Here is a 25,275-nt window from a genome sequence, read left to right as displayed (position 1 = left end):
AAAGAAAATTTTAACAAAACTCTTGGGAATCTTGAATTACTTTAAAGTTATCCACAAATTTGTTATATAAACTACAAATTTTATTTTTACCACAGAGAATTGAGCCTAAATTATTGACTTTATTTGATTTTTTTTAGAAAATATACGTTTTCTTTAAAATTTATATCTATAGCTTAAAATTTAATCAAGTACCTGCATGGACTTGGAAGTTATTGATTTTTTTGGGGTTTTATCATGAAACGTACATTTCAACCTTCAGTTACTCGTCGTAAGCGTACTCACGGCTTTTTAGTGCGTATGAAGACTCGTGGTGGTCGTGCAGTTATTAATGCTCGTCGTGCTAAGGGCCGCAAAAGACTAGCTGTATAAGTTCTTTAGGCTAATTTTACGATTAGCATGTTATCTAACGCAGAATTTAGTTTTTCTAAGGATGTTAGATTATTAAACCCCTCTGAATTTGATCAGGTCTTTAAAAAAAGGATGATTAAAAGAGGGGTTTTTCTTACACTGCATTATGCCCAAAATAACTTAGGATATCCTAGATTAGGTCTAGTTGTAGCAAAAAAATTTTTCAAAAAAGCTGTGCAGAGAAATGCTGTAAAAAGAGTTATACGAGAGGAGTTTCGTTTAAATAAATCTAATTTGCAACATTTAGATTTAATTGTAAGGGTACACGGGGTATTGCCACCATCCTCATTAAGAAAACTCAAATCTAATGTGAGAGCTGAAACGACTTTTCTTTTATCTAAGGTTATTAAAGATGATTAATAAAGTTATTGTTTATGTTTTAACCAAACTAATAACGATATATAAGTTTTTACTGAGTCCTTGGATGGGAAACAGTTGTAGATTTACTCCTACATGCTCTACCTATATGCAAACTGCGTTAGAGGAACATGGTGCCTTAAAGGGTACCTATTTGGGATTAAAGAGAATTTGTCGATGCAATCCTCTTTTTGATGGTGGAATTGACCCAGTCCCCTCTAAAGACAAACTGTAAATTTTTATATGAGTCAGTTAAACTTAATGAATTTTTAAAAAAATAGACATTATGGAATTTAAACGCACCCTTTTATGGATGATATTTGTTTTTTCACTGTTTACCCTTTGGTCAAATTGGAAATCTTATAACAATCCCGCTCCTCTAAATACTGTTACTGAACAAAATCAATCCCCTGCTACACCTAGTGTTCCAAGTGCTGATACCAATTCACCTGCTACAGCACCTATAAAAACTAATTCTGTAGTGTCAGAGGATTCTGAAAAAATAACTGTAAAGTCTGATGTATTGAATTTAACTTTTGATACTGTTGGAGCTCAATTAATTAAAGCTGATCTTCTAAAACATCACAGTGCAGAGGATAAAGCATTGCCTACCACTTTATTGGATTTCAAAAAGGATATTTTTACGGTTCAAAGTGGTGTGCTTTCTCAAACTCCAAACAAACAATTCCCTATACAAACTACTCAATTTAAATATGTTTCTACAGATGAAAACTTATCTGGAGACAAAAAAGACATTATTTTTGAGGCAGAATCCGATGGAATAAAAGTAAGAAGAACATACACTCTAAACAAAGGCTCCTACGATATTACTTTTAAAGATGAAATATCAAATTTAAGTTCAGAAGCTATTTCTCCTATACATTATGTTCAAATCACTCGCGATGGAGCCAAACCTAAAGACTCTACTTCTATGACTAATTCGTATTGGGGTTATGCCGTCTATAGCGAAAAAGAAAAATTCGAAAAAGTTCCATTTAAAGATATAGATGATAGATCCGCTGAATATGTTTCAAAAACGAGTGATGGTTGGATTAGTTTTATACAACATTATTTTGTTACAGCTTGGGTGCTTGAAAAAGGCAAAGAACACCATATAGAATTTAGAAAAGCTGGTCAAAATTTGTATGCGGCAAGTGCTAGTCAGGTTTTGGGTGCTATTGCCCCACAACAAACAGTAACCGTTTCTTCTCATTTATGGGTGGGTCCTCAAGACCAAAAAGCTCTAGTTAAATTACATCCAAATCTAAATACTGTAGTTAACTATGGTTGGCTTACTTTCATAGCTAAGCCTATGTTTGCACTTATGTCTTGGATTAATACCTTGATAGGCAATTGGGGTTGGACCATTGTTGTATTAACAGTTATTATTAAATTATTGCTCTATCCTCTTTCTGCTACTAGCTATAAATCTATGGCTAGGATGAAAAATATTTCTCCACGCATGAAGCTTCTTAAAGAACAATACGGAGATGATAAGCAAAAACTTAACGCTGCTATGATGCAGTTATATAAAACAGAGAAAATCAATCCTTTAGGCGGTTGCTTACCTATTCTGCTACAAATTCCTATTTTCCTTACTCTTTATAGAGTAATACTTTCAAGCGTAGAACTTAGAGGTGCATCTTGGATTGGATGGATTACTGACCTATCAGCTCAGGATCCGTACTATATATTGCCCACATTGATGATATTAACTATGTTCTTACAAATGAGGATGAATCCTACTCCACCAGATCCTACACAAGCAAAAATTATGATGATTATGCCTCTAGTATTTGGTGCGATGATGTTCTTCTTCCCTGCAGGTTTAGTACTGTATTGGACAGTGAATAGTTTGTTATCTATACTTCAACAATGGTATAACACCAAGAGATTTACTCAAACATCAAATGAGAAAATCTTAACTCACAAATAATAAAAGGTCCCTTATGGGACCTTTTTTAATGAATCATATTTTTTAATTCTTCGGCAAATTGCTTCAGCTCTTCCATGTCAACATTATGTCGGGCGTGTGCTTGCATTTCTTTATCTGCATAGACAGGAATTAAATGAAAATGAACTTGAAACACAGTTTGACCTGCTACTTCATGATTAAATTGTTTAATAATTAAACCATCAGCTTTAGTCAATTGCATTAAATAAGGAGCAATAAGTTTTGCGGTCTTAATACATGCTTGAGCTGCTTCAATACTTAAATCAAAAAAAGTAGCTGAATTTTCTTTAGTAATAATTAGTAAATGCCCCTTAGATTGAGGCATAATATCCATAATTACTAATGTATGTTCGTCTTCATAAACTTTGTATGAAGGTATTTCACCTTTAATAATTTTAGAAAATATATTTTGATCATCATAATCACGTCCGAAATTCTCTTTCATTTAAATCCCTTTCATAAGTTTGTTGATAACCATTTTAGAACAATTGAAAAATAATTTTTAATTACATTAAATTAAAGTTCTTATCAAAAGATACTAAAAAAGAATAAAAGATAATTTGAACAATTTGAATTCCTATAAGAGTATGAAAATAATAAGTTTTATGAAGTTATCCACATTATTCAATATACATATTAGATATAGATAAATATATATATCTAATTATTGTTATGAACATTCTAAATATAAATCTAAAACGAATAACTAAGATTTATCCAAAAAATATAAGTAACTTATCCACAGACTTATCCAAAATGTTCCACGTGAAACATTAAACAAAAACTTTTATAATTAATTCTTCCTAATTTATAAAGTGTTCCACGTGGAACATCGAGTATGTATTATCCCCAAGAATTTGATGTAATTGTAGTAGGTGGTGGACATGCTGGTACGGAGGCTGCTTTAGCTTCTGCACGCACTGGTGCCAAAACCTTATTGTTAACTCATAATATTGAGACTATAGGTCAGATGTCATGTAATCCATCAATAGGTGGTATAGGAAAAGGACATTTAGTAAAAGAACTTGATGCCTTAGGTGGAGCTATGGCTTTGGCTGCTGATGAGGCAGGAATTCAATTTCGAATTCTAAATTCTTCTAAAGGTCCAGCTGTTAGAGCTACACGAATTCAAGCTGATAGACTTTTATATAAACAAGCTATAAGAAGTAAGATAGAAAATCAACAAAATCTATTTGTATTTCAACAAGCTGTTGAAGATTTAATTCTAGAAGGAGACACAGTAGTTGGAGCTATAACTCAAATAGGTTATAAATTTAAATCAAAATCTGTAGTTTTAACTGCAGGAACATTTCTTAATGGTTTAATTCATATAGGTTTAACTCATTATAAAGGTGGTCGTGCGGGTGATCCTCCATCTAAATCTCTTGCAGATAGACTAAAAGAGCTTAAATTACCTCAGGGGAGATTAAAAACTGGTACACCTCCAAGATTAGATTCAAGAAGTATAGATTTTTCTAAATTAATAGAACAAAAAGGGGATACTAATCCTATACCTGTATTTTCATTTATGGGATCAGAGGAAATGCATCCAAAACAGATATCTTGTTGGATTACACATACAAATCCAAATACCCATGAAATTATTATGGAAGGATTGGATAGATCTCCTCTTTATACTGGTGTTATTGATGGTGTAGGACCAAGATATTGTCCTTCAATTGAAGACAAAATACATAGATTTTCTCATAGAGATTCTCATCAGATATTTTTGGAACCTGAAGGATTGTTAACAAATGAAATTTATCCCAATGGTATGTCTACAAGTTTGCCATTTGATATTCAATTAAGATTTATACAATCTATAAATGGATTAGAAAATGCTTACATATTACGTCCCGGATATGCTATTGAGTATGATTATTTTGACCCTAGAGAAATTAAAGGTAGTTTAGAAACTAAAAGCATTAAAGGTTTATTTTTTGCTGGTCAAATTAATGGTACTACTGGATATGAAGAAGCTGCGGCTCAGGGTTTAATAGCAGGTTTGAACGCAGCTAGATATACTAGGGGTGAGGAACCCTGGTACCCAAGAAGGGATCAAGCATATTTAGGTGTATTGATTGACGATTTAATTACTAAAGGTGTTTCTGAACCATATAGAATGTTTACTTCAAGAGCAGAATATAGACTTAGCTTAAGAGAAGATAATGCAGACTATAGATTGACTGAAATTGGGCGTAAATTAGGGCTCGTGGATGATCAAAGATGGGAAACTTTTGATAAAAAAAGAGAGAATATTGAAAGAGAAATTCAAAGACTAAGAGATTTTAGACTAACTTCAAAATTAATCAGTAACGATGAAGTTATATCTAAATTTGGTAAGCCTTTTGAAAAGGATTATACATTGGAGGATCTTCTAAAAAGACCTAATATATCATATGAAATGTTAATGAATTTAAACTTGTCTGGAGATATTTCAGCTAAATCTTCTACAAATTTAACTGATAAAGAAATTGAACAGATAGAAATTCAAACTAAGTATCAAGGTTATATTTCAAGGCAAAAGGAAGAAGTCGATAGAACATTAAATTATGAAAATTTAAGAATTCCAAAGGGAATAAATTATGATGACTTAGTGCATCTATCGTTTGAAGTTAGGCAAAAATTAAAAGAGCACATGCCTGAAACTATTGGGCAAGCGAGCAGAATTTCAGGTGTTACTCCTGCAGCTATTTCATTACTTCTTATTCATATTAAGAGAATGGGTGGATAAAATTATCATGCAAGAGAATTTATTAGCCTTGCTTGAAGATGGGCTTAAAGACTTATCCTTGAAACTGTCCGATATAGAAAAAGGACAATTAATTGAATATATCAATCTTTTACTTAAATGGAATAAAACCTACAATTTAACTTCAATTAAGAATGAGTTAGATGCCCTTAAACTACATATTCTAGACTGTTTATCAATTATTAATCCTCTAAGGGATTTTTTAAACAATAAAGAGGGTAACACACAAACAAAAACCGTTGTTGATGTGGGTTCAGGGGGTGGATTACCAGCTATAGTTTTAGCTATAGTTATGAAAAATTTTTCTATTTATAGTGTTGATGCAGTTGAAAAGAAGACGGCTTTTGTAAAAGCAGTAGCTTCCACTTTAAAACTTTCAAATCTTAAATCAATTCATACGAGGATAGAAAATTTTAATATACCTGAGGATATAGATATTTTTATTAGTAGAGCTTTTGCATCATTGGATGACTATATAGGTTTAGTAGATCCTCTATGTAATGGAAATTCAATAGTTGTGGCTATGAAAGGTAAACAACCAATAGACGAATTAAACACACTAAATAAAAAACATCCAGAATGGAAGCTTATAGTTGACCATGAATTAAAAGTTCCAGGTTTGGATGCTGAAAGATGTTTACTTATTTTTAAAAAAGGATGAATTGTGGCTAAAGTGTTCTGCATTGCCAACCAAAAGGGTGGGGTTGGGAAAACAACAACAGCTATAAATTTGGCTGCTAGTTTAACATTACTCAAAAAGAAAGTGTTATTAGTGGATTTGGATCCGCAAGGTAATGCTACGATGGGAAGTGGTGTTGATAAATTGTCCCTTGAAAATACTGTTTATGAAGTTCTAATAGGAAGAGTTGATATAAAAGATGCCATAACCAAGTCGGAAGCAGGTGGTTATGATTTGCTACCAGGAAATCGAGAATTGGCTGGTGCTGATATGGATTTAGTCGACGTAGAGGATAGGGAGAAGCAACTCGCTCAAACTCTAGCCTCCGTTTCAAATCTATATGATTTTATACTTATCGATTGCCCCCCAACATTATCTATACTAACTCTTAATGGTCTAAATTCTGCAGATGGGGTTCTTATACCTATGCAGTGTGAGTATTTTGCTTTGGAAGGTTTGAGTGACTTATCTCACACAATAAAATTAGTTAATAGAAACATGAATTCTAATTTAAAAAGCATATCACTTCTTAGGGTAATGTACGATACAAGAATCACTTTGCAACAACAAGTTTCTGAACAGTTGATAGAACACTTTAAAGATAACGTGTTCAAAACAATAATTCCCCGAAATGTGAGGTTAGCTGAGGCCCCAAGTTTTGGCGTACCAGGCGTTTTATTCGATAAATCATCGAGAGGAGCATTAGCGTACAGAGATTTTGCCAAAGAATTTCTGAAAAAATTTGGAGCATAACAATGGCAACACGTTCTAATAAAAAAAATACCATCACCAAATCAAATAAAACTCCAAAAAGGGGATTGGGTGGTTTGGGTTTATCGAATCTTCTAGGACACGATTCCGATGTATTGGAAGTTATTAAAAATCCTGATCCTGCAAATGTAATTAATATTTCTTTGAAAAAACTTCAAGCTGGCAAATATCAACCCAGAAAAATTATGGATGAGGAAAACCTTGAGGAGTTGGCAAATTCTATCAAAGATCAGGGCGTTATGATTCCAATTTTAGTTAGACCACTAGCTAAAGATAAGTATGAGATTATTGCTGGAGAAAGAAGATTTAGAGCCGCATCAATGGCTGGTTTGACTGAAATACCAGCCTTAATTAAGGATGTAAATGATGAACAAGCATCAATTATGGCTTTAATTGAAAATATGCAAAGGGAGGATCTCAAGCCACTCGAAGAAGCAAAGGGTATTAGAAAGCTTATAGATGATTTTAAATTTACACATGAGCAAGCCGCAAAAGCTGTTGGAAGGTCCAGGTCCTTTACAACAAATTTGCTTAGACTTTTAAATTTAGCACCGATTGTTCAAAAACAACTTGATGATGGCAAAATTGATATGGGTCACGCTAGGGCACTCCTTTCATTAGATAGTGCACAGCAAATTTTAGTTGCGAATCAGGTTGAATCTAAGGGCATGTCCGTTAGGGATACTGAGAAACTAGTATCACGATATTTAGAGGGTTCTAGGGCTAGTACTAAATCTAATAAAAACAAAAAGTCTACAGATATTGTTCGGTTGGAAAATAAATTATCTGACCATTTCAATACTACTATATCAATCAAAATGAATACAAAAGAAAAAGGACAACTAGTTATCAACTTTCATAGCTGGGACCAGTTAAATGAGATATTAGAAAAGCAAGGAGTGATGGAAATATTGGATTAGTGCTACAGTCTTATTGACATGAAATTACAATAAAGCTATACTTAAAAATTACACTAAAAGCGTGTAGGTAGAGTGCCCGAGTGGCTAAAGGGGGCAGACTGTAAATCTGTTGGCTAGCGCCTACGTTGGTTCGAATCCAACCTCTACCACCATAAATCGCGGGTGTAGCACAATGGTAGTGCAACAGCCTTCCAAGCTGATGACGAGGGTTCGATTCCCTTCACCCGCTCCAGCACCTCCCCTGAAAGCTAGTATTTATGCGGTCCTCCAAATGCTTCTATTATTTGGATTATATGCTCTTGTGGCTCAGTGGTAGAGCACTCCCTTGGTAAGGGAGAGGTCGCGGGTCCGATTCCCGCCAAGAGCACCAACGACCATCAAACATGTGGCACAGCGTATAGATGAAATAAAAGCCTGCACTAAACTCATCGCACACGACCTAACTGCTTGCATGACTCTTTGTTACCGAGTTTGCAACCTTTATCATAAAATTTAGAAGATACCGATGGAATTTTAGAAACTATTTTGCCAGAATTATAAATATTTCCAGCACGTAGGCAACTCTCTGCTATATCAAATCTGCATGCTTTTTCGTAAGAAGCGACTGCTCGCAAAATTTCTTCACGACTACTAGCACGCGACTCTTGCATTAATCCAAGCCTATGGCAAGCTTTTTCATCAACCATATCGCAAGCTGTTGAGTAATAAGAGTAGGATTTGTTTAAGTTTTTAGAGACGATTTTCCCTTTTTCATGCAACTCACCAAGTTGAGTGCAAGCACGTCTTTCACGTTTATCGCAAGCTTTAGTTAGAAGCTTGATGGCAGTTTTGTTTCCTCTAAGTCCTTCCTCTCGATTTAAGTATGCTTTACCTAGATTAAAACATGCCTCAGCTACATTTATATTGCATGCCTTTTTCCATAAATCAATAGCCCTTGATTTATTTTGTGAGGTTGCTACCCCTGCATAGTAATAATTTGCTAATGGTGTGCAATAGTAGGATTCTCCAGAATAGCACTTATTTTCAAGATTAATAATATCTTCTTCTGTAGGTCCTGCAATTTTATAGACAGATTCTCTAGAATTGCTTGGGTTAGTTTCGCAACCTGCAAGGACTAATACAAAAAATGCGATGGCAATGTTGAGTAATTTCATGGGAGTATGAGAAGAAACAAATAAAATTTACTATAGATGTTTATTGTTAATTGTTTGTTACATGGAAAAACCCTATGTACGAAATCTACGACTCGTTCTATAGATGGAAAGTGTTTATAAAACGACACTCTGGAAAATAAAATCTAAAAGTGCTTGAAATTTTCATTCTTTTGCTTTACAAGAATTAGAAAATTATGTTAAATTTAGGGTTTTCCCTTTTATATTTATAACAATATTATCCTCTAATCCTTAGGAGTCAGGAATATGGCTAAAGAGAAGTTTGAACGTACCAAACCGCACGTAAACGTAGGTACAATCGGTCACGTAGACCACGGAAAAACAACATTGACAGCAGCGATTACGACTGTATTGTCAAAGATGTACGGTGGTGAAGCGAAAGACTATTCAGCAATTGATGCGGCCCCTGAGGAGCGTGCACGTGGTATTACTATTAATACAGCCCACGTAGAGTATGAGACAGCTACACGTCACTATGCACACGTAGACTGCCCAGGGCACGCTGACTATGTAAAAAACATGATTACAGGTGCTGCACAGATGGATGGAGCTATATTGGTATGCTCAGCAGCAGACGGTCCTATGCCACAGACACGTGAACACATTCTACTATCACGTCAAGTAGGCGTACCTTACATTATCGTATTCTTAAATAAAGCGGATATGGTAGATGATGAGGAGCTATTAGAGTTAGTAGAGATGGAAGTTCGTGAGCTTTTATCTAAGTATGATTTCCCAGGTGATGACACACCGATAATTAAGGGATCAGCTAAGTTAGCTCTAGAGGGAGATGAGGGTCCATTAGGAAAAGAGGCTATATTAAAATTAGCAGAAGCTTTGGATACATACATTCCAACTCCAGAGCGTGCAGTAGATGGTACGTTCTTGATGCCAGTAGAGGACGTGTTCTCAATTTCAGGTCGTGGTACAGTGGTTACAGGTCGTATTGAGCGTGGTGTTATTAAAGTAGGCGAAGAGATTGAGATTGTAGGTATTCGTGAGACAGCGAAGACTACATGTACAGGTGTAGAGATGTTCCGTAAGCTACTTGATGAAGGTCAAGCAGGGGATAACGTAGGATTGCTACTTCGTGGTACTAAGCGTGAGGATGTAGAGCGTGGTCAAGTATTGGCTAAGCCAGGTACAATCAAGCCACACACTAACTTCTCAGCAGAGGTGTATATTCTATCTAAAGAAGAAGGTGGACGTCACACACCATTTTTCCAAGGATACCGTCCGCAGTTTTACTTCCGTACAACAGATGTGACAGGAGCGATTACATTGCCAGCAGATAAAGAGATGGTGCTACCAGGCGATAACGTATCGATGGACGTTGAGTTAATCAGCCCAATCGCGATGGAGGAAGGTCTTCGCTTCGCTATCCGTGAAGGTGGTCGTACAGTCGGTGCTGGTGTCGTTGCTAAAATCACTAAGTAATCTTAAGATTAGCATTGATCTCTTGTCAGTGGCGTGTGTTTTCGCATTGCCACTGTTAGTATTTTAAATAGGGGTATAGCTCAATTGGCAGAGCGTCGGTCTCCAAAACCGAAGGTTGTAGGTTCGATTCCTACTGCCCCTGCCATTCACAGTACTTTATATGTCAACTAATAACAATCAAATAGAAACTGTTGCACAGTCAGGTGACAAAGCAAAAATTATATTAGCTATTTTGTTTTTGATAGCAGGTATTTTTGCTTATTCATATTTTACCGAATATCCAATTATAGCTAGGATAGGTATGTTCGTGGGCGGTGCAGTGATTGCATTAGTACTGTTCTTGCGTAGTTTTAAGGGCAAAAGCACTTTAGCATTCGCAAACGATGCATATAACGAACTAAAAAGAGTCACTTGGCCGACTAGAAAAGAGACCTTTCAGATGACTGGTATCGTTTTTGCATTTGCGGCTCTGATGGCTATATTACTTTGGATTATAGATAAGCTGTTAGTTTGGATTATCTATGGCATTACTTTAGGTTGGAAGTAATCATGAGTTTGCGTTGGTATGTAGTACATGTTTTTTCTGGTATGGAGAAAAAAGTACATGCTGCTCTACAAGAAAGAATCGAGCAAGCTGGCATGCAGGAGTATTTTGGTCGCATATTAGTCCCGACCGAAGAAATTGTTGAAACTCGTGGTTCAAAAAGAAGTGTTAGTCAGAGGAAGATATTTCCAGGCTACATTTTGGTCGAGATGGAATTTAATCCAGATACTTGGCACCTAGTAAAAAGTACTAACCGAGTAACTGGGTTTCTGGGTGGAGGTTCTAATTCTAAACCTTCTCCAATCCCACAAAAAGAAGTTGATTCACTTCTTGCTAATTTAGAGGAAGGTGGCGGTAAGCCACGTCCTAAAGTTCTATTTGAAGTTGGTGAAACCCTTCGTATTAAAGATGGTCCTTTTGCTGACTTTAATGGTGTAGTTGATCAGGTCAACTATGAGAAGAATCGTGTCACTGTTATTGTGATGATTTTTGGTCGTAGTACTCCTGTTGAACTAGATTTTAGTCAAGTTGAAAAAGAAGGTGCTTGATTAAGCATTTAATTTTTCAACTTGTGTTTTAACCCCGGGGAGCTCTATGAGCGTTTTACCCGTAAGGAGATATTTTTATGGCTAAAAAAATCGTAGGCTATATCAAGCTGCAAGTGCCAGCTGGTAAAGCTAATCCGTCGCCACCGATTGGGCCTGCATTAGGTCAACGTGGTTTAAATATTATGGAATTCTGCAAAGCTTTCAATGCTAAAACTCAAGGCATGGAGCCAGGTCTTCCAATTCCAGTGGTGATTACTGCATATGCAGACAAATCATTTACTTTTATAATGAAAACACCTCCGGCTACTATTCTGATTAAGAAAGCAGCTGGGGTACAAAAAGGATCTTCTCGTCCTCATTTAGATAAAGTGGGTAAATTAACACGAGCTCAAGCTGAAGAAATTGCTAAAACTAAAGAGCCAGATTTAACTGCTGCTGACCTTGATGCTGCTGTAAGAACGATTGCTGGTAGTGCTCGTAGTATGGGTATCACTGTTGAGGGAGAGCAATAATGGCTAAAGTTGGAAAACGAACAGCTGCGATAGCTTCTAAAATCGATCGTAATAAGCTTTATCCAGTTACTGAAGCATTGGCTTTAATAAAAGAAACTGCAACTGCAAAATTTGATGAGTCAATTGATGTTGCTGTTCAACTTGGTATTGATCCTAAAAAATCTGATCAGTTAGTTCGTGGATCTGTAGTTATGCCAGCGGGTACGGGTAAAACTGTAAGAGTTGCTGTATTTGCACAAGGTGAAAAAGCAGAACAGGCGAAAGCGGCAGGTGCAGATATTGTTGGGCTTGATGACTTAGCTGCTGATATTAAAGCAGGAAATTTGAATTTTGACGTTGTCATTGCTTCCCCAGACACTATGCGTGTAGTAGGTACATTAGGTCAGGTTTTAGGTCCTCGTGGTCTTATGCCTAATCCTAAAGTTGGAACAGTTACACCTGATGTTGCTACAGCTGTTAAAAACGCTAAAGCTGGTCAAGTTCAGTATCGTACTGACAAAGCGGGTATTATCCACGCAACTATCGGACGTGCATCGTTTGAAGTTGAAAAATTACAAGAAAACCTATTTGCTTTAGTTGATGCTTTAAATAAAGCTCGTCCTGCTGCTGCAAAAGGGATTTATTTACGCAAGTTAGCTGTGTCATCCACTATGGGTGGCGGAGCTAAAGTTGAAGTAGGATCATTGTCTACTTCAAATAGTTAAAGAACTTTGGGCTGCACTCAGTAAGTGCTCTGAGTGTTGCTGTCAAAGACCGCAGGAGAGAGTGACTAATCAGAGTTGCAATCTTAAAACTAGTTTTCTAGATCCCGCGTAGATGGCGTTCGTCCCATGGAAGAATTCGTTATTGAGCTCTACCAGGAAGTACGCCGCATTATAGGTAGCATGAAAGGGAAACCTGGATTGTTTTTTAGATGGAGTGTTCAAACCGTGAGTTTAAATCGGAATGAAAAGCAAATCGTAATCGATGAAATTTCTGCTCAATTGTCAGAAGCACAATCGATTGTTGTTGCTGAATATCGTGGAATTGACGTTGCCTCTGTCACTGTATTGCGCAAAAAAGCACGCGAATCAGGCGTTTATTTACGTGTCCTAAAAAATACCTTAGTTACACGTGCAATCAAGGAAACTAATTTCCAACAATTAGAAGACAAACTTGTAGGTCCTCTAATTTATGCAATTAGCAAAGATCCTGTTGCAGCAGCTAAGGTGCTTTCAAGCTTTGCAAAAGAGAACGACAAAATTGTTCTTAAAGCAGGTGCATTGCCAGGTTCAGTTCTTGATAGTAATGGTATTAAGCAGTTAGCTACTATGCCATCTCGTGAAGAATTGTTATCTAAGCTTATGGGTACTATGCAAGCTCCTATCGCGAAATTTGTGCGTACGCTTAATGAAGTTCCTACTAAGTTCGTTCGCGGACTTGCTGCTGTTCGTGATCAGAAAGAAGCAGCTTAGTGGAAGTGATAGGCAATTTAATCTGGATATTTATTTTTAATTTTATTTTTGGAGTTCTTATATTATGGCTACTAAAGCTGAAATCTTAGATGCAATCGCAGCGATGTCTGTGCTTGAGTTATCTGAATTAATCAAAGAAATGGAAGAGAAGTTTGGCGTATCTGCGGCTGCGGCTGCAGTTGCTGTTGCTGCACCAGCTGCTGGTGGTGGCGATGCTGCTGGCGGTGCTGCTGCTGAACAAACTGAGTTCACTGTTGTACTTGCTGAAGTTGGTTCTTCTAAAGTTAACGTTATTAAAGCAGTACGTGAAATCACAGGTCTTGGTCTTAAAGAAGCTAAAGATCTTGTTGACGGCGCACCAAAACCTCTTAAAGAAGGTCTTGCAAAAGCTGATGCTGAAGCTGCTAAGAAAAAACTTGAAGAAGCTGGTGCTAAAGTCGAACTTAAATAATCCATTAATTTTGGATACCCGGAGAGACTTAAAGCCTCTTCGGGTTTTGTGCCTTTTGAAAAATGCATTTAGAGCTGTTCTAACACAGCAGATATTTTATTAAGTGTCTTTTTTAAAAGCCGTATATTTTGATGGCTATGCCTTATGGGGGCCTACCCATATCATTTATTTTATGAACCTTCGGGGTCGGAGAGAGCATGCCTTACTCGTTTACTGAAAAGAAACGTATCCGCAAAAATTTTGCGAAACGTCAAGTTGTTCAAGACGTTCCATACCTTTTAGAAACACAAATTCAATCATATCGCAGCTTTTTACAGAAAGACCTTACACCTTCAAAAAGAGCTGACATAGGTCTTCAAGCTGCTTTTAATTCAATTTTCCCTATCGAGAGTAATAATGGCTCTGCGAGACTTGAGTTCGTCAGTTATGTACTTAAGGAGCCTCAGTTTGATGTTAAAGAGTGTCAGCTTCGTGGGCTTACATACTATTCTGGACTTTATGCGAAAGTACGCCTTGAAATTCTTGATAGAGAAGCAAGCAAACCAACTGTCAAAGAAGTAAAAGAAGAAGAAGTCTATATGGGGGATTTGCCTCTAATGACTGACAATGGTTCGTTTATTATTAACGGTACTGAACGTGTAATCGTGTCACAGTTGCACAGATCGCCTGGTGTATTTTTTGAGCATGATAAAGGTAAAAACCATAGCTCAAACAAATTACTTTTTTCAGCACGTGTTATCCCTTACCGTGGATCATGGCTTGATTTTGAGTTTGATCACAAAGATTACTTGTACTTCCGTATCGACCGTCGTCGTAAGATGCCAGTAACTATCCTACTTAAAGCCATAGGAATGAGCAGTGACGAAATTTTGGGGACTTTCTTTGAGTTTTCAAAATATGATCTTAATGATGATGGTGCCGTATTACATTTTGTTCCTGAGCGACTTAAAGGTGAAGTTGCTCGCTTTGATATTGTAGATAAAAAGGGCAATGTAATCGTACAAAAAGACAAACGTATTAACTCTAAAAATATACGTGATATCGCTGCGGCTAAATTAACAAAATTGCCTGTACCTGATGATTATTTGGTGGGACAAACCATTGCCAAAACAATTATCGATGAAGAAACAGGTGAGGTTTTAGTTCAAGCTAATACTGAAATTACTGAGTCTGTTTTAGCTCAATTGCGCAAGTCTTCAATTAAAGAGATTGAGACGCTTTACACAAATGAGCTTGATCATGGTGCTTATATATCTGCTACACTAGCCATTGATGAGACTCTTGACCAAACGGCTGCTCGTAAATCTATTTATAAGATGATGCGTCCAGGCGAATTGCCTGCTGATGACGCCGTTGAGTCATTGTTTAACCGTATGTTCTACAACTCAGATACATATGATTTATCTACTGTGGGACGTATGAAAGTTAATCGTAGGTTGGGACGCAATTCTGACAAAGGTCCTACTACTTTAACTAATGAAGATATTTTAGACACAATCAAAACACTTGTTGATTTGCGTAATGGTCGCGGTGAAATCGATGATATTGACCATTTAGGAAATCGTCGTGTTCGTTGTGTTGGTGAGCTTGCAGAAAACCAATTTAGATCAGGTCTTGTTCGTGTGGAACGGGCTGTTAAAGAGCATCTCGGGCATGCAGAGTCTGAGAATTTATTGCCAAATGATTTAATAAATTCAAAACCTATTTCATCTGCGATCAAAGAGTTTTTCAGTTCTAACCAGCTTTCTCAGTTCATGGATCAAACTAATCCATTATCTGAAATTACACACAAACGTCGTGTATCTGCGTTAGGACAAGGCGGGCTAACTCGTGAACGTGCAGGCTTTGAAGTTCGTGACGTGCATCCAACTCACTATGGTCGCGTATGCCCGATTGAGACTCCAGAAGGTCCAAATATTGGTCTTATTAACTCGATGGCTCTTTATGCTCGTCAAAATGAGTACGGATTTCTTGAGACACCATACCGCAAAGTGGAAAACGGTAAGGTTGTAGATCAAATCGATTATCTATCAGCGATTGAAGAGAGTAAGTATGTTATTGCTCAAGCAAACGCAAACTTAGATGAACATGGAAATTTTATTGATGATTTAATTGCGTGTCGTCAAGCTGGTGAAACTATGCTTATGTCACCAGAGAAAGTAGAATATATTGACGTTGCACCATCTCAAATTGTTTCGGTTGCAGCTTCACTAATTCCTTTCCTTGAGCATGATGATGCGAACCGTGCACTTATGGGTGCAAACATGCAACGTCAAGCAGTTCCGTGCCTACGCCCTCAAAAACCACTTGTGGGTACAGGTATCGAGCGTACGGTAGCCGTTGACTCTGGAACTACTGTTCAAGCACGTCGTGGCGGTGAAGTTGACTATGTCGACTCAGAAAGAATTGTTATTCGCGTAAATGATGATGAAAGCGTGTCTGGAAGCGTTGGTGTAGATATTTATAATTTAAATAAATACACTCGCTCAAATCAAAATACAAACATCAATCAACGACCAATCGTTAAAAAGGGTGATGTTGTACAACGTGGAGATGTGATTGCTGATGGTGCTTCAACTGACTTAGGAGAGCTTGCTCTTGGTCAGAATATGCTTATAGCTTTCATGCCATGGAATGGATATAACTTTGAGGATTCAATCCTAATTTCTGAAAAAGTTATTGCAAATGATCGTTACACTTCTGTCCATATCGAAGAACTGTCAGTAGTAGCTCGTGAAACACAGTTGGGTGATGAGGAAATAACACGCGATATTCCAAATCTTGCTGCAGAACAATTAAACAGGCTTGATGAATCTGGAATCGTACATATTGGTGCTGAAGTTAGAGCTCGCGATGTGCTAGTAGGAAAGGTTACTCCTAAAGGTGAAACTCAACAAAGTCCTGAAACTAAGCTATTAAGAGAAATCTTCCAAGATAAGGCACTAGATGTAAAAGACACTTCTTTACGTGTACCATCTGGTATGGTTGGTACAGTCATCGATGTACAGGTATTAACTGGTAAAAGAGTTGAACGCGATAAACGTGCACAATCTATTATAGAAGAGGAATTGCGTCGCTATCGTCAAGACCTTGATTCTCAACTACGCATTGTTGAGAAGGATATGTTTAATCGTCTACGTAAAGTCTTGGTAGGTAAAAAGGTAAATGGTGGTCCAATTTCACTATCTAAGGGATCTAGTATTACTGAGGAATATTTGAAAAACCTACCAACTTGGGATTGGTTTGATATTCGTCCTGTGGATGAAGATGTTGCCATCGTACTTGAACAAGCTAAGGATTCAATCGAGAAGAAACGTCATGAGTTTGATATCAAATTTGAAGAGAAACAGAAAAAACTAACTCAAGGCGACGAATTACCTCCTGGTGTTCGTAAGATGGTTAAAGTGTTCTTAGCAGTTAAACGTCGTTTGCAGCCTGGTGACAAAATGGCGGGACGTCACGGAAACAAAGGTGTTGTTTCGAGGATATTGCCAGTAGAAGATATGCCTCATATGGCTGACGGTACACCTGCAGATATCGTTTTAAACCCACTGGGCGTGCCATCCCGTATGAATGTCGGTCAGGTTCTTGAAGTTCATTTAGGTTGGGCCGCAAAAGGTATTGGGCAACGAATCGCCGATATGCTTGCAGATGAACGTAAAATCCAAGCATCCGAAATTCGTAAGTATCTAGAAAAAGTTTATAACCGTACAGGTAAAACTGAGGATCTTAAAGAATTTACAGATGAGCAAATTATTGAAATGGCTCACAATCTAAAAGATGGTATTCCTTTTGCTACTCCTGTTTTTGATGGGGCAACAGAAGAAGAAATTAACGATATGCTTGAACTTGCTTATCCAGATGACATCAAAGAGAAACTTCATCTGACAGATTCTCGTACACAAGCTTATTTAATAGATGGTCGTACGGGTGAGCCTTTTGAGAGACCTGTGACTATCGGCTATATGCACTATTTGAAACTACACCACTTAGTGGATGATAAGATGCATGCTCGTTCAACAGGTTCTTACTCACTTGTTACACAACAGCCATTGGGTGGTAAAGCTCAATTTGGTGGTCAACGTTTCGGTGAGATGGAGGTGTGGGCACTTGAAGCATATGGTGCAGCATTCACATTGCAAGAGATGTTGACAGAAAAATCTGACGATATGGAAGGACGCAACAACGTAAATCGTAATATTATCCAAGGCGATCACGTAATTGATGCGGGTATGCCAGAGTCGTTCAATGTAATTGTTAAAGAGATCAGGTCACTTGGTCTCGACATGGAGTTGGAGGGTAAACAGTAATGAAAGGTATTCTTAACCTTTACGGACAAGTATCCAACAGCAAAGACCAATTCGATTCTATTCGAATTGGAATTGCATCACCAGATAAAATCCGTTCATGGTCTTACGGGGAAGTTCGTAAGTCTGAAACTATCAACTATCGCACTTCTAAGCCAGAACGCGACGGTTTGTTCTGCGGAAAGATATTTGGACCAATCAAAGATTACGAATGTTCATGCGGCAAATATAAACGTAAAAAACATCGTGGCGTTATTTGTGAGAAGTGCGGTGTTGAAGTAACTGAATCAAAAGTACGTCGTGAAAGAATGGGGCATATTGAGCTTGCCAGTCCAGTTGCACATATTTGGTTCTTGAAATCATTGCCATCTCGTTTAGGTATGGTGCTTGATATGACTTTACGTGATATCGAGCGTGTGCTTTATTTTGAGGCATGGTGCGTAACTGACCCTGGCATGACCCCTCTTAAACGTGGTCAAATAATGACTTCAGAAGAGTACGATCGTAGAACTGAAGAATATGGTGATGAGTTTGAAGCATCAATGGGTGCCGAAGCTATTCGTGAGTTATTGCATACTATCGATATTGATAAGGAAGTTGAAACCTTACGTGAAGCATTAGAAGTTACTAAGTCTGATGCGAAAGTTAAAAAGATTTCAAAACGTCTTAAAGTTATCGAGGGCTTCCAAAAATCTGGAATCAAGCCTGAATGGATGATTTTGGAAGTATTGCCAGTATTGCCACCTAACTTAAGACCATTGGTACCACTAGATGGCGGTCGTTTTGCAGTATCAGATTTAAATAAACTTTATATCAATGTTATTAACCGAAATAACCGTCTAAAACGATTATTTGAGCTTAAGACAGCTCCTGAAATTATTATTCGCAATGAAAAACGTATGCTTCAAGAAGCCGTGGATTCATTGCTAGATAATGGTCGTCGTGGTAAGGCTATGACTGGGGCGAATAAGCGTCAGCTTAAATCTCTAGCGGATAATATTAAAGGTAAAAATGGTCGTTTCCGTCAAAACCTACTTGGTAAACGCGTAGACTATTCAGGTCGTTCAGTTATTACAGTTGGTCCACAACTTAAACTACACCAATGTGGTTTGCCTAAACTTATGGCACTTGAGTTGTTTAAACCGTTTATTCATAATCGTTTGTACAAACAAGGCATTGCGAAAAACTTCAATGAAGCTAAACGCATGGTTGAGACTCAAGATCCGCAAGTATGGGATATCTTAGCGGATGTTATTCGTGAACATCCGGTTATGCTAAACCGTGCTCCTACATTGCACCGTCTTGGTATTCAAGCATTTGAGCCTCAGTTAATCGAAGGTAAAGCTATTCAACTTCACCCATTAGTTTGTGCGGCATTTAACGCCGACTTCGACGGTGACCAAATGGCTGTACACGTTCCGCTTTCATTGGAAGCTCAGATGGAAGTGCGCACACTTTTACTTGCATCTAATAATGTATTGTTCCCAGCAAGCGGTGAACCGTCAATCGTACCTTCACAAGATACGGTTTTAGGCTTGTATTATGCAACTCGTGAGCGTATTAATGGTAAAGGTGAGGGCATGTTCTTCTCTGATATTCAAGAGATGCTACGTGCTTATAACAACGGTGATGTTGGCTTGCAATCACGTATTACTGTTCGTCTTAACGAATATACAAAAGATGAACATGGCAATTACATACCTCAATTAAAACGATTCCAAACAACTGTTGGTCGTGCATTGTTATCAGAAATATTGCCAAAAGGCTTGCCATTTAATGTTTTAAATAAAGCTCTTAAGAAAAAAGAAATTTCTCGTTTAATCAACCAATCATTCCGTCGATGCGGTTTGCGTGATACAGTTATTTTCGCTGATAAACTTCTTCAATCGGGCTTTAGCCTAGCAACTAAAGCAGGTATATCTATCGCTATGGTTGATATGGTTATACCAAAAGAAAAAGAGGAAATTCTTGCTAAAGCAGCCGCAGAAGTTAAGGAAATTGATAATCAATATTCTTCTGGTCTTGTGACTGCACAAGAGCGCTACAACAACGTGGTTGATATTTGGGGTAAAGCAGGCGATAAAGTAGGTAAGAAAATGATGGAGACTTTATCGACTGAGCCCGTTATCGACAGATTTGGTGATGAATTGTCTCAAGAGTCATTTAACTCAATTTATATGATGGCTGACTCTGGAGCGCGTGGTTCTGTAGCTCAAATTCGTCAGCTTGCTGGTATGCGTGGTCTGATGGCAAAACCTGACGGTTCAATCATCGAAACGCCAATTACGGCTAACTTCCGTGAAGGATTAAACGTTCTTCAATACTTTATTTCAACTCACGGTGCACGTAAAGGTTTGGCGGATACTGCTCTTAAAACAGCAAACTCTGGATATCTGACTCGTCGTCTTGTAGATGTTACACAAGATTTAGTTATTACAGAACAAGATTGCGGTACAAGTAATGGCTACGTTATGAAGGCATTAGTTGAAGGTGGTGATGTAATCGAGCCGTTACGTGATCGCGTTCTTGGTCGCGTGGCAGCTACTGATATTCTAGATCCAGATACTCAACAAGTAGCTATAGCTGCGGGCACATTATTAGATGAAGATAAGGTAGAACTTATTGATAAACTTGGTATCGATGAAGTTAAAATCCGCACTCCACTTACATGCGAAACACGTCATGGATTATGTGCACATTGCTATGGACGCGACTTAGGTCGTGGTTACCTTGTAAATCGTGGAGAAGCTGTTGGTGTAATTGCAGCTCAATCAATCGGTGAACCTGGTACACAGTTGACGATGCGTACCTTCCATATTGGTGGTGCTGCATCACGTGCATCATTAGCATCTGCTGTAGAAACTAAATCTTCTGGACGTATTGGCTTCACAGGTTCAATGCGATATGTAACTAATGCGAAAAAAGAGCGTGTAGCAATTTCTCGTTCTGGAGAAATCGTTGTTTATGACGATCAAAATCGTGAAAGAGAAAGACATAAAGTTCCTTATGGTGCTACGGTTTTAGTAGGTGATGGTGATCAAGTAAATGCTGGTGCTCAGCTAGCTACATGGGATCCATTGACACGTCCTATCGTGTCTGAATACAAAGGTCGCGTTAAATTTGAAAATATCGAAGAAGGCGTTACCGTTGCCAAACAAGTTGATGAGATTACAGGTCTATCAACTCTTGTAGTGATTACTCCTAAAACTCGCACTGGTAAAACTGTTCTTCGCCCGCAAATCAAGCTTCTAAGCGATATCGGTGAAGAAGTCAAAATCGTTGGATCTGAACATCCAGTAAATATCACATTCCCAGTCGGTGCGTTGATTACTGTGCGTGATGGTCAGGACGTGGACGTAGGTGAAATCCTAGCTCGTATCCCTCAAGAGTCACAAAAAACCCGCGATATTACGGGTGGTCTACCTCGCGTGGTTGAATTGTTCGAAGCACGTTCTCCTAAAAATGCTGGTGTTCTTGCAGATGTTACTGGCAATGTTTCCTTCGGCAAGGAAACTAAAGGTAAGCAACGACTTATCATTACTAAAGTTGATGGAGAGGAGCACGAAATCCTTATTCCTAAGGAGAAACAAGTTCTTGTTCACGACGGTCAAGTTGTAAATCAGGGTGAGCTAATAGTGGACGGTCCACCTGATCCGCATGATATTTTAAGACTCAAAGGTATAGAAGCCCTTGCACAGTACATCGTTAATGAAGTTCAAGACGTTTATAGACTTCAAGGTGTAAAAATCAATGATAAACATATTGAAGTGATTGTTAGACAAATGCTTCGTCGGGTGAATATTGTTGATGCTGGTGATACCGATTTCATACCAGGCGAACAAGTTGAACGTGCCGCTTTACTAAATGAAAATGACCGTATGCGCCAAGAAGGTAAACGTGAAGCTACATTCGAAAATATTCTTTTAGGTATTACGAAAGCTTCTCTTTCTACCGATTCATTTATATCTGCAGCTTCTTTCCAAGAGACTACTCGTGTGCTTACTGAAGCAGCTATCATTGGCAAACGTGACAAACTTAACGGTCTTAAAGAAAACGTTATTGTAGGTAGATTGATTCCAGCTGGTACTGGTCTTGCTTACCACTTAGCGAGAAAAGCGTCATCTAATAACCAAAGCCCAATGATCTCTTCGGAATCCTCGAGCGTTTTAGAGAATCCGTTCGAAGAGGTGGCTGGTGCCGCTAGTCAAGCGAAGGATATAGCCGAAGATTCAATGTCATCATTCTTTACATTGCCATCTTCAAGCAATTCAAGCGAAACTCCTGAAACACAAGATCAGTAGTTTTAAATATAAAAATGACTAAGCCCCCTTTCTCTTCGGAGTCTGGGGGCATTTTACTTTTACGATTATAATTAGCAAATATTTTATTAAGGTGTACTCATGGAAAAGTTCTCTCTCGATAAAGACAAAATCAAGATTGTCTTACTAGAAGGCGTGCATCCAAATGCTCTAGAAGTTCTAGGACGTAATGGATATACGAATATCGATTATCACAAAAAGGCATTGGAAGGTGACGATCTTATTGAAGCAATCTCTGATGCTCATTTTATCGGCATCCGCTCTAGAACTCAGCTTACAGAAGAAGTTCTATCAAAAGCTCAAAAATTAATTGGCATAGGTTGCTTTTGCATAGGCACAAACCAAGTAAATCTCGAGGCTGCCACAAAGCGCGGTATTGCAGTCTTTAATGCACCTTTCTCAAACACTAGGTCTGTGGCGGAGCTCGTGCTTGCTGAGATGATTCTTTTAATGCGAAAAGTTCCACAAGCTAGCACTCAGGTACATCGTGGTGAGTGGAAGAAATCCGCTGATGGTTGCCATGAAGTACGTGGAAAAAAATTAGGTATTATCGGTTACGGTAATATTGGCACTCAGATTTCTGTGTTGGCTGAAGCCCTTGGCATGGAAGTTATTTTTAATGATATAGAAGCAAAACTCCCTATTGGCAATGCTCGTGAGGTCCCAGTTCTTGAGGATTTACTAGCCCAATCCGATATCGTAACATTGCACGTACCAGAGGATGAAACAACAAAAAATTTGATGAGTGCAGAACGCATTGCCAAAATGAAAAAGGACAGCATTCTTATAAATGCGTCTCGGGGTACTGTTGTGGATATTGATGGTTTAGCGGCGGCTCTTGAAAGTGGTCATTTAGCTGGAGCAGCAATCGATGTCTTCCCGAAAGAGCCAAAATCAAACCAAGAGGAATTCGTATCTCCATTACGTGCATTTGAAAATGTTATTCTAACGCCCCATATTGGTGGGTCTACGGTTGAAGCACAATTTAATATCGGTACCGAAGTTGCAAGCAAAATCGTTGCGTACTCAGATGTGGGTACTACAATAACATCAGTTAATTTCCCTGAAGTCGGCTTAACACCTAATAAGAGTGCAAGCCGTTTTATGCATATTCATGAAAATAAACCAGGGGTATTAGCAGAAGTAAATAAAGTATTTATCGATAGTGGGCTAAATATTTTAGGACAGTATCTACAAACTAATGCAGAAATTGGTTATGTTGTAGTTGATACAGTAGTCACTGATACGGCTACTATTTTAGATAAACTTAAAGCAATCGACGGTACTATTAAAACTCGAGTTATTTATTAATATGAAGAAAAAAATCGCACTAGTTGGGGTACCCACAGATGTGGGAGCAGGTCATAGGGGCTCATCTATGGGTCCTGAGGCTCTTCGTGTTGCAGGTATTAGTGATAGACTTTTGGCGATGGGGTTTGAAGTTTTAGATCGCGGAAATCTGCACGGTCCTGTTAATCCTGTACGTGCACCAGAAAGGGGTTACAGGAATTTTGATGAGGTGGTTGAGTGGAATCGTCTTACATGCGATGCGATATACGATGAACTAAAGCAAGGGAATTTGCCCATTATGCTCGGCGGTGATCACTGTTTGGCTACAGGATCTATAAGTGCGGTTTCTCGTTATGTACGTGAAAGCGGTAAGAAGTTGCGTGTGATATGGCTTGATGCACACACTGATTTCAATACATCAGAATCTACCCCAAGTGGCAATATGCACGGCATGCCCGTTGCATGCCTTTTTGGACATGGTCCTAAAGAGATGATTGAGTTAAGTGGTATTGTTCCTGCACTCACGTCAGATCAAATATATCAGATTGGCATAAGAAGCGTTGACTCTATCGAGAAAGTGTTGGTGCACGAAGCGGGTCATCAAGTGTTTGATATGCGTAAGCTAGATGAAATAGGCATGCGTGAAGCAATGGAGTTTGCCCTTGATGGTCTAACCGATGAGTATCATCTGCATGTAAGTTTCGATGTTGATTTTTTAGACCCAGAAATTGCTCCTGGAGTTGGTACTACTGTACGTGGTGGACCTGATTACCGCGAAGCTCAGCTTTGCATGGAGATGATTGCCGACACTGGCCTAATTTCTTCTCTTGATATTGTGGAGCTTAATCCTGCACTAGATGTTCAGAATTTGACTGCTAATATTGCGTGCGAACTTGTTGAGAGTTTGTTTGGCAAAAATACTTTAGTCAGACAGTGAGTGCAGAGTTAGCAAGTCAAAAAGAAGTAGATTTAAAAAGGGTCTACGATAAAAGTCCTGCTGAGAGATTATTCTATGCAGCCCTTTTTGAGTTTCTTGGAATAGTGTTATCTGCACCACTTATGAGTTGGATATATGGTCATCCGCTATTTGATATTGGTGTCATAACTATTGTGATCGCCATCGTAGCATTACTGCTTAATTGCACCTACAATTATTTTTTCGATATATTACTAATTTCCCGAGAAATATCGAAAACACAAACTGTCCGAATTATCCATATGGTGGGGTTTGAGGCGACACTTCTACTTTTCACGATACCAATAATATGTTGGTTCATGAATATGAACTTAGTAGAAGCCCTAGTCTTGGATGCGGGCTATATAGTGTTTTACCTATTGTTTACGTATTTTTATAATTTAACATATGACTATGTGAGACTAAGATATTTCTCAAAATAGTT

At 38.1% G+C, this 25,275-nt stretch carries 22 protein-coding genes and 4 tRNA genes; 24 read left to right on the top strand and 2 right to left on the bottom strand.

Translation table 11 applies throughout. The annotated features are described in order from the left end of the window. Nucleotides 1-234 precede the first annotated feature (234 nt). From rpmH to yidC, 4 genes are read left to right on the top strand one after another with little or no spacing between them, the layout of a single operon-like run. A complete protein-coding gene (gene rpmH / locus KUI_RS08015) occupies nucleotides 235-369 on the top strand; it encodes a 50S ribosomal protein L34 (RefSeq protein ID WP_013521800.1) in 135 nt (44 codons plus the stop codon). Between the two features lie 27 nt (nucleotides 370-396). Then, nucleotides 397-768, top strand: a complete 372-nt coding sequence (gene rnpA / locus KUI_RS08010) for a ribonuclease P protein component (protein WP_013521799.1) — start codon at nucleotides 397-399, stop codon at nucleotides 766-768. Further along, on the top strand, nucleotides 761-1,000 hold the full coding sequence (yidD, locus tag KUI_RS08005; protein WP_014840674.1) for a membrane protein insertion efficiency factor YidD: 240 nt from the start codon (nucleotides 761-763) through the stop codon (nucleotides 998-1,000). Before rnpA ends, yidD begins: the two co-directional genes overlap by 8 nt. Before the next feature lie 51 nt (nucleotides 1,001-1,051). Next, the gene (gene yidC, locus KUI_RS08000) at nucleotides 1,052-2,701 is read left to right on the top strand and encodes a membrane protein insertase YidC (RefSeq protein ID WP_013521797.1); all 1,650 of its coding nucleotides are present in this window, start codon (nucleotides 1,052-1,054) and stop codon (nucleotides 2,699-2,701) included. A gap of 25 nt (nucleotides 2,702-2,726) precedes the next feature. Here the strand turns inward: yidC and KUI_RS07995 are convergent, their stop codons facing one another. Then, the gene (locus tag KUI_RS07995) at nucleotides 2,727-3,164 is read right to left on the bottom strand and encodes an HIT family protein (RefSeq protein WP_013521796.1); all 438 of its coding nucleotides are present in this window, start codon (nucleotides 3,162-3,164) and stop codon (nucleotides 2,727-2,729) included. 393 nt (nucleotides 3,165-3,557) lie between these two features. On the opposite strand from KUI_RS07995, the gene mnmG reads away from it, so the two are divergent. From mnmG to KUI_RS07960, 7 genes are all read left to right on the top strand, one after another. Beyond that, complete coding sequence (gene mnmG / locus KUI_RS07990; protein ID WP_013521795.1) at nucleotides 3,558-5,453, top strand: tRNA uridine-5-carboxymethylaminomethyl(34) synthesis enzyme MnmG; 1,896 nt, start codon at nucleotides 3,558-3,560, stop codon at nucleotides 5,451-5,453. Next, nucleotides 5,446-6,132, top strand: coding sequence for a 16S rRNA (guanine(527)-N(7))-methyltransferase RsmG (rsmG, locus tag KUI_RS07985; RefSeq protein WP_225972157.1), 687 nt, complete (start codon nucleotides 5,446-5,448; stop codon nucleotides 6,130-6,132). Before mnmG ends, rsmG begins: the two co-directional genes overlap by 8 nt. Before the next feature lie 3 nt (nucleotides 6,133-6,135). Next, a complete protein-coding gene (locus KUI_RS07980; protein ID WP_013521793.1) occupies nucleotides 6,136-6,903 on the top strand; it encodes a ParA family protein in 768 nt (255 codons plus the stop codon). Nucleotides 6,904-6,905: 2 nt separating this feature from the next. Continuing rightward, the gene (locus tag KUI_RS07975; protein ID WP_013521792.1) at nucleotides 6,906-7,841 is read left to right on the top strand and encodes a ParB/RepB/Spo0J family partition protein; all 936 of its coding nucleotides are present in this window, start codon (nucleotides 6,906-6,908) and stop codon (nucleotides 7,839-7,841) included. Nucleotides 7,842-7,907: 66 nt separating this feature from the next. Then, nucleotides 7,908-7,993, top strand: a tRNA-Tyr gene (locus tag KUI_RS07970). A gap of 6 nt (nucleotides 7,994-7,999) precedes the next feature. After that, nucleotides 8,000-8,073: transfer RNA gene (locus KUI_RS07965), tRNA-Gly, on the top strand. A gap of 63 nt (nucleotides 8,074-8,136) precedes the next feature. Continuing rightward, nucleotides 8,137-8,211: transfer RNA gene (locus tag KUI_RS07960), tRNA-Thr, on the top strand. 55 nt (nucleotides 8,212-8,266) lie between these two features. Here KUI_RS07960 and KUI_RS07955 read toward each other — a convergent pair. Then, the gene (locus KUI_RS07955; protein WP_013521791.1) at nucleotides 8,267-8,995 is read right to left on the bottom strand and encodes a tetratricopeptide repeat protein; all 729 of its coding nucleotides are present in this window, start codon (nucleotides 8,993-8,995) and stop codon (nucleotides 8,267-8,269) included. Between the two features lie 264 nt (nucleotides 8,996-9,259). On the opposite strand from KUI_RS07955, the gene tuf reads away from it, so the two are divergent. The 13 genes from tuf (at nucleotide 9,260) to KUI_RS07890 (ending at nucleotide 25,273) form a co-directional block, all read left to right on the top strand. Continuing rightward, entirely contained in the window at nucleotides 9,260-10,450 is a 1,191-nt protein-coding gene (tuf, locus tag KUI_RS07950; RefSeq protein WP_013521790.1) for an elongation factor Tu, read from the top strand. Between the two features lie 69 nt (nucleotides 10,451-10,519). Further along, a tRNA-Trp gene (locus tag KUI_RS07945) sits at nucleotides 10,520-10,595 on the top strand. 15 nt (nucleotides 10,596-10,610) lie between these two features. Beyond that, nucleotides 10,611-10,997 carry a preprotein translocase subunit SecE gene (gene secE, locus KUI_RS07940; RefSeq protein ID WP_013521789.1) on the top strand — a complete coding sequence of 129 codons (387 nt, stop codon included), beginning with the start codon at nucleotides 10,611-10,613 and terminating at the stop codon, nucleotides 10,995-10,997. A gap of 2 nt (nucleotides 10,998-10,999) precedes the next feature. Further along, complete coding sequence (gene nusG, locus KUI_RS07935) at nucleotides 11,000-11,542, top strand: transcription termination/antitermination protein NusG (RefSeq protein ID WP_014840673.1); 543 nt, start codon at nucleotides 11,000-11,002, stop codon at nucleotides 11,540-11,542. 77 nt (nucleotides 11,543-11,619) lie between these two features. Further along, the gene (gene rplK / locus KUI_RS07930; RefSeq protein ID WP_013521787.1) at nucleotides 11,620-12,054 is read left to right on the top strand and encodes a 50S ribosomal protein L11; all 435 of its coding nucleotides are present in this window, start codon (nucleotides 11,620-11,622) and stop codon (nucleotides 12,052-12,054) included. Further along, on the top strand, nucleotides 12,054-12,758 hold the full coding sequence (gene rplA, locus KUI_RS07925; protein WP_013521786.1) for a 50S ribosomal protein L1: 705 nt from the start codon (nucleotides 12,054-12,056) through the stop codon (nucleotides 12,756-12,758). Before rplK ends, rplA begins: the two co-directional genes overlap by 1 nt. A 225-nt stretch (nucleotides 12,759-12,983) precedes the next feature. After that, on the top strand, nucleotides 12,984-13,508 hold the full coding sequence (gene rplJ / locus KUI_RS07920; RefSeq protein ID WP_044954062.1) for a 50S ribosomal protein L10: 525 nt from the start codon (nucleotides 12,984-12,986) through the stop codon (nucleotides 13,506-13,508). Between the two features lie 61 nt (nucleotides 13,509-13,569). Beyond that, nucleotides 13,570-13,959, top strand: a complete 390-nt coding sequence (rplL, locus tag KUI_RS07915; protein ID WP_095675569.1) for a 50S ribosomal protein L7/L12 — start codon at nucleotides 13,570-13,572, stop codon at nucleotides 13,957-13,959. A gap of 197 nt (nucleotides 13,960-14,156) precedes the next feature. Further along, nucleotides 14,157-18,269: a DNA-directed RNA polymerase subunit beta gene (rpoB, locus tag KUI_RS07910; protein ID WP_013521783.1), complete on the top strand. Its 4,113-nt coding sequence runs from the start codon at nucleotides 14,157-14,159 to the stop codon at nucleotides 18,267-18,269. Continuing rightward, on the top strand, nucleotides 18,269-22,567 hold the full coding sequence (rpoC, locus tag KUI_RS07905; protein ID WP_013521782.1) for a DNA-directed RNA polymerase subunit beta': 4,299 nt from the start codon (nucleotides 18,269-18,271) through the stop codon (nucleotides 22,565-22,567). The genes rpoB and rpoC overlap by 1 nt, the downstream gene beginning before the upstream one ends. Nucleotides 22,568-22,666: 99 nt before the next feature. Further along, complete coding sequence (serA, locus tag KUI_RS07900; RefSeq protein WP_013521781.1) at nucleotides 22,667-23,896, top strand: phosphoglycerate dehydrogenase; 1,230 nt, start codon at nucleotides 22,667-22,669, stop codon at nucleotides 23,894-23,896. Between the two features lies 1 nt (nucleotide 23,897). Beyond that, complete coding sequence (rocF, locus tag KUI_RS07895) at nucleotides 23,898-24,812, top strand: arginase (protein ID WP_014840672.1); 915 nt, start codon at nucleotides 23,898-23,900, stop codon at nucleotides 24,810-24,812. Further along, nucleotides 24,809-25,273 (top strand): PACE efflux transporter, encoded by a 465-nt coding sequence (locus KUI_RS07890; RefSeq protein ID WP_013521779.1) that lies wholly within the window; start codon nucleotides 24,809-24,811, stop codon nucleotides 25,271-25,273. Before rocF ends, KUI_RS07890 begins: the two co-directional genes overlap by 4 nt. The last annotated feature ends 2 nt before the right edge of the window (nucleotides 25,274-25,275 follow it).

Source organism: Taylorella equigenitalis ATCC 35865 (assembly GCF_000276685.1).
Classification (GTDB): Bacteria; Pseudomonadota; Gammaproteobacteria; order Burkholderiales; family Burkholderiaceae_B; genus Taylorella; species Taylorella equigenitalis.
The sequence above is the reverse complement of the archived record's forward strand: the minus strand, read 5'-3'. Positions and strand labels throughout refer to the sequence as shown.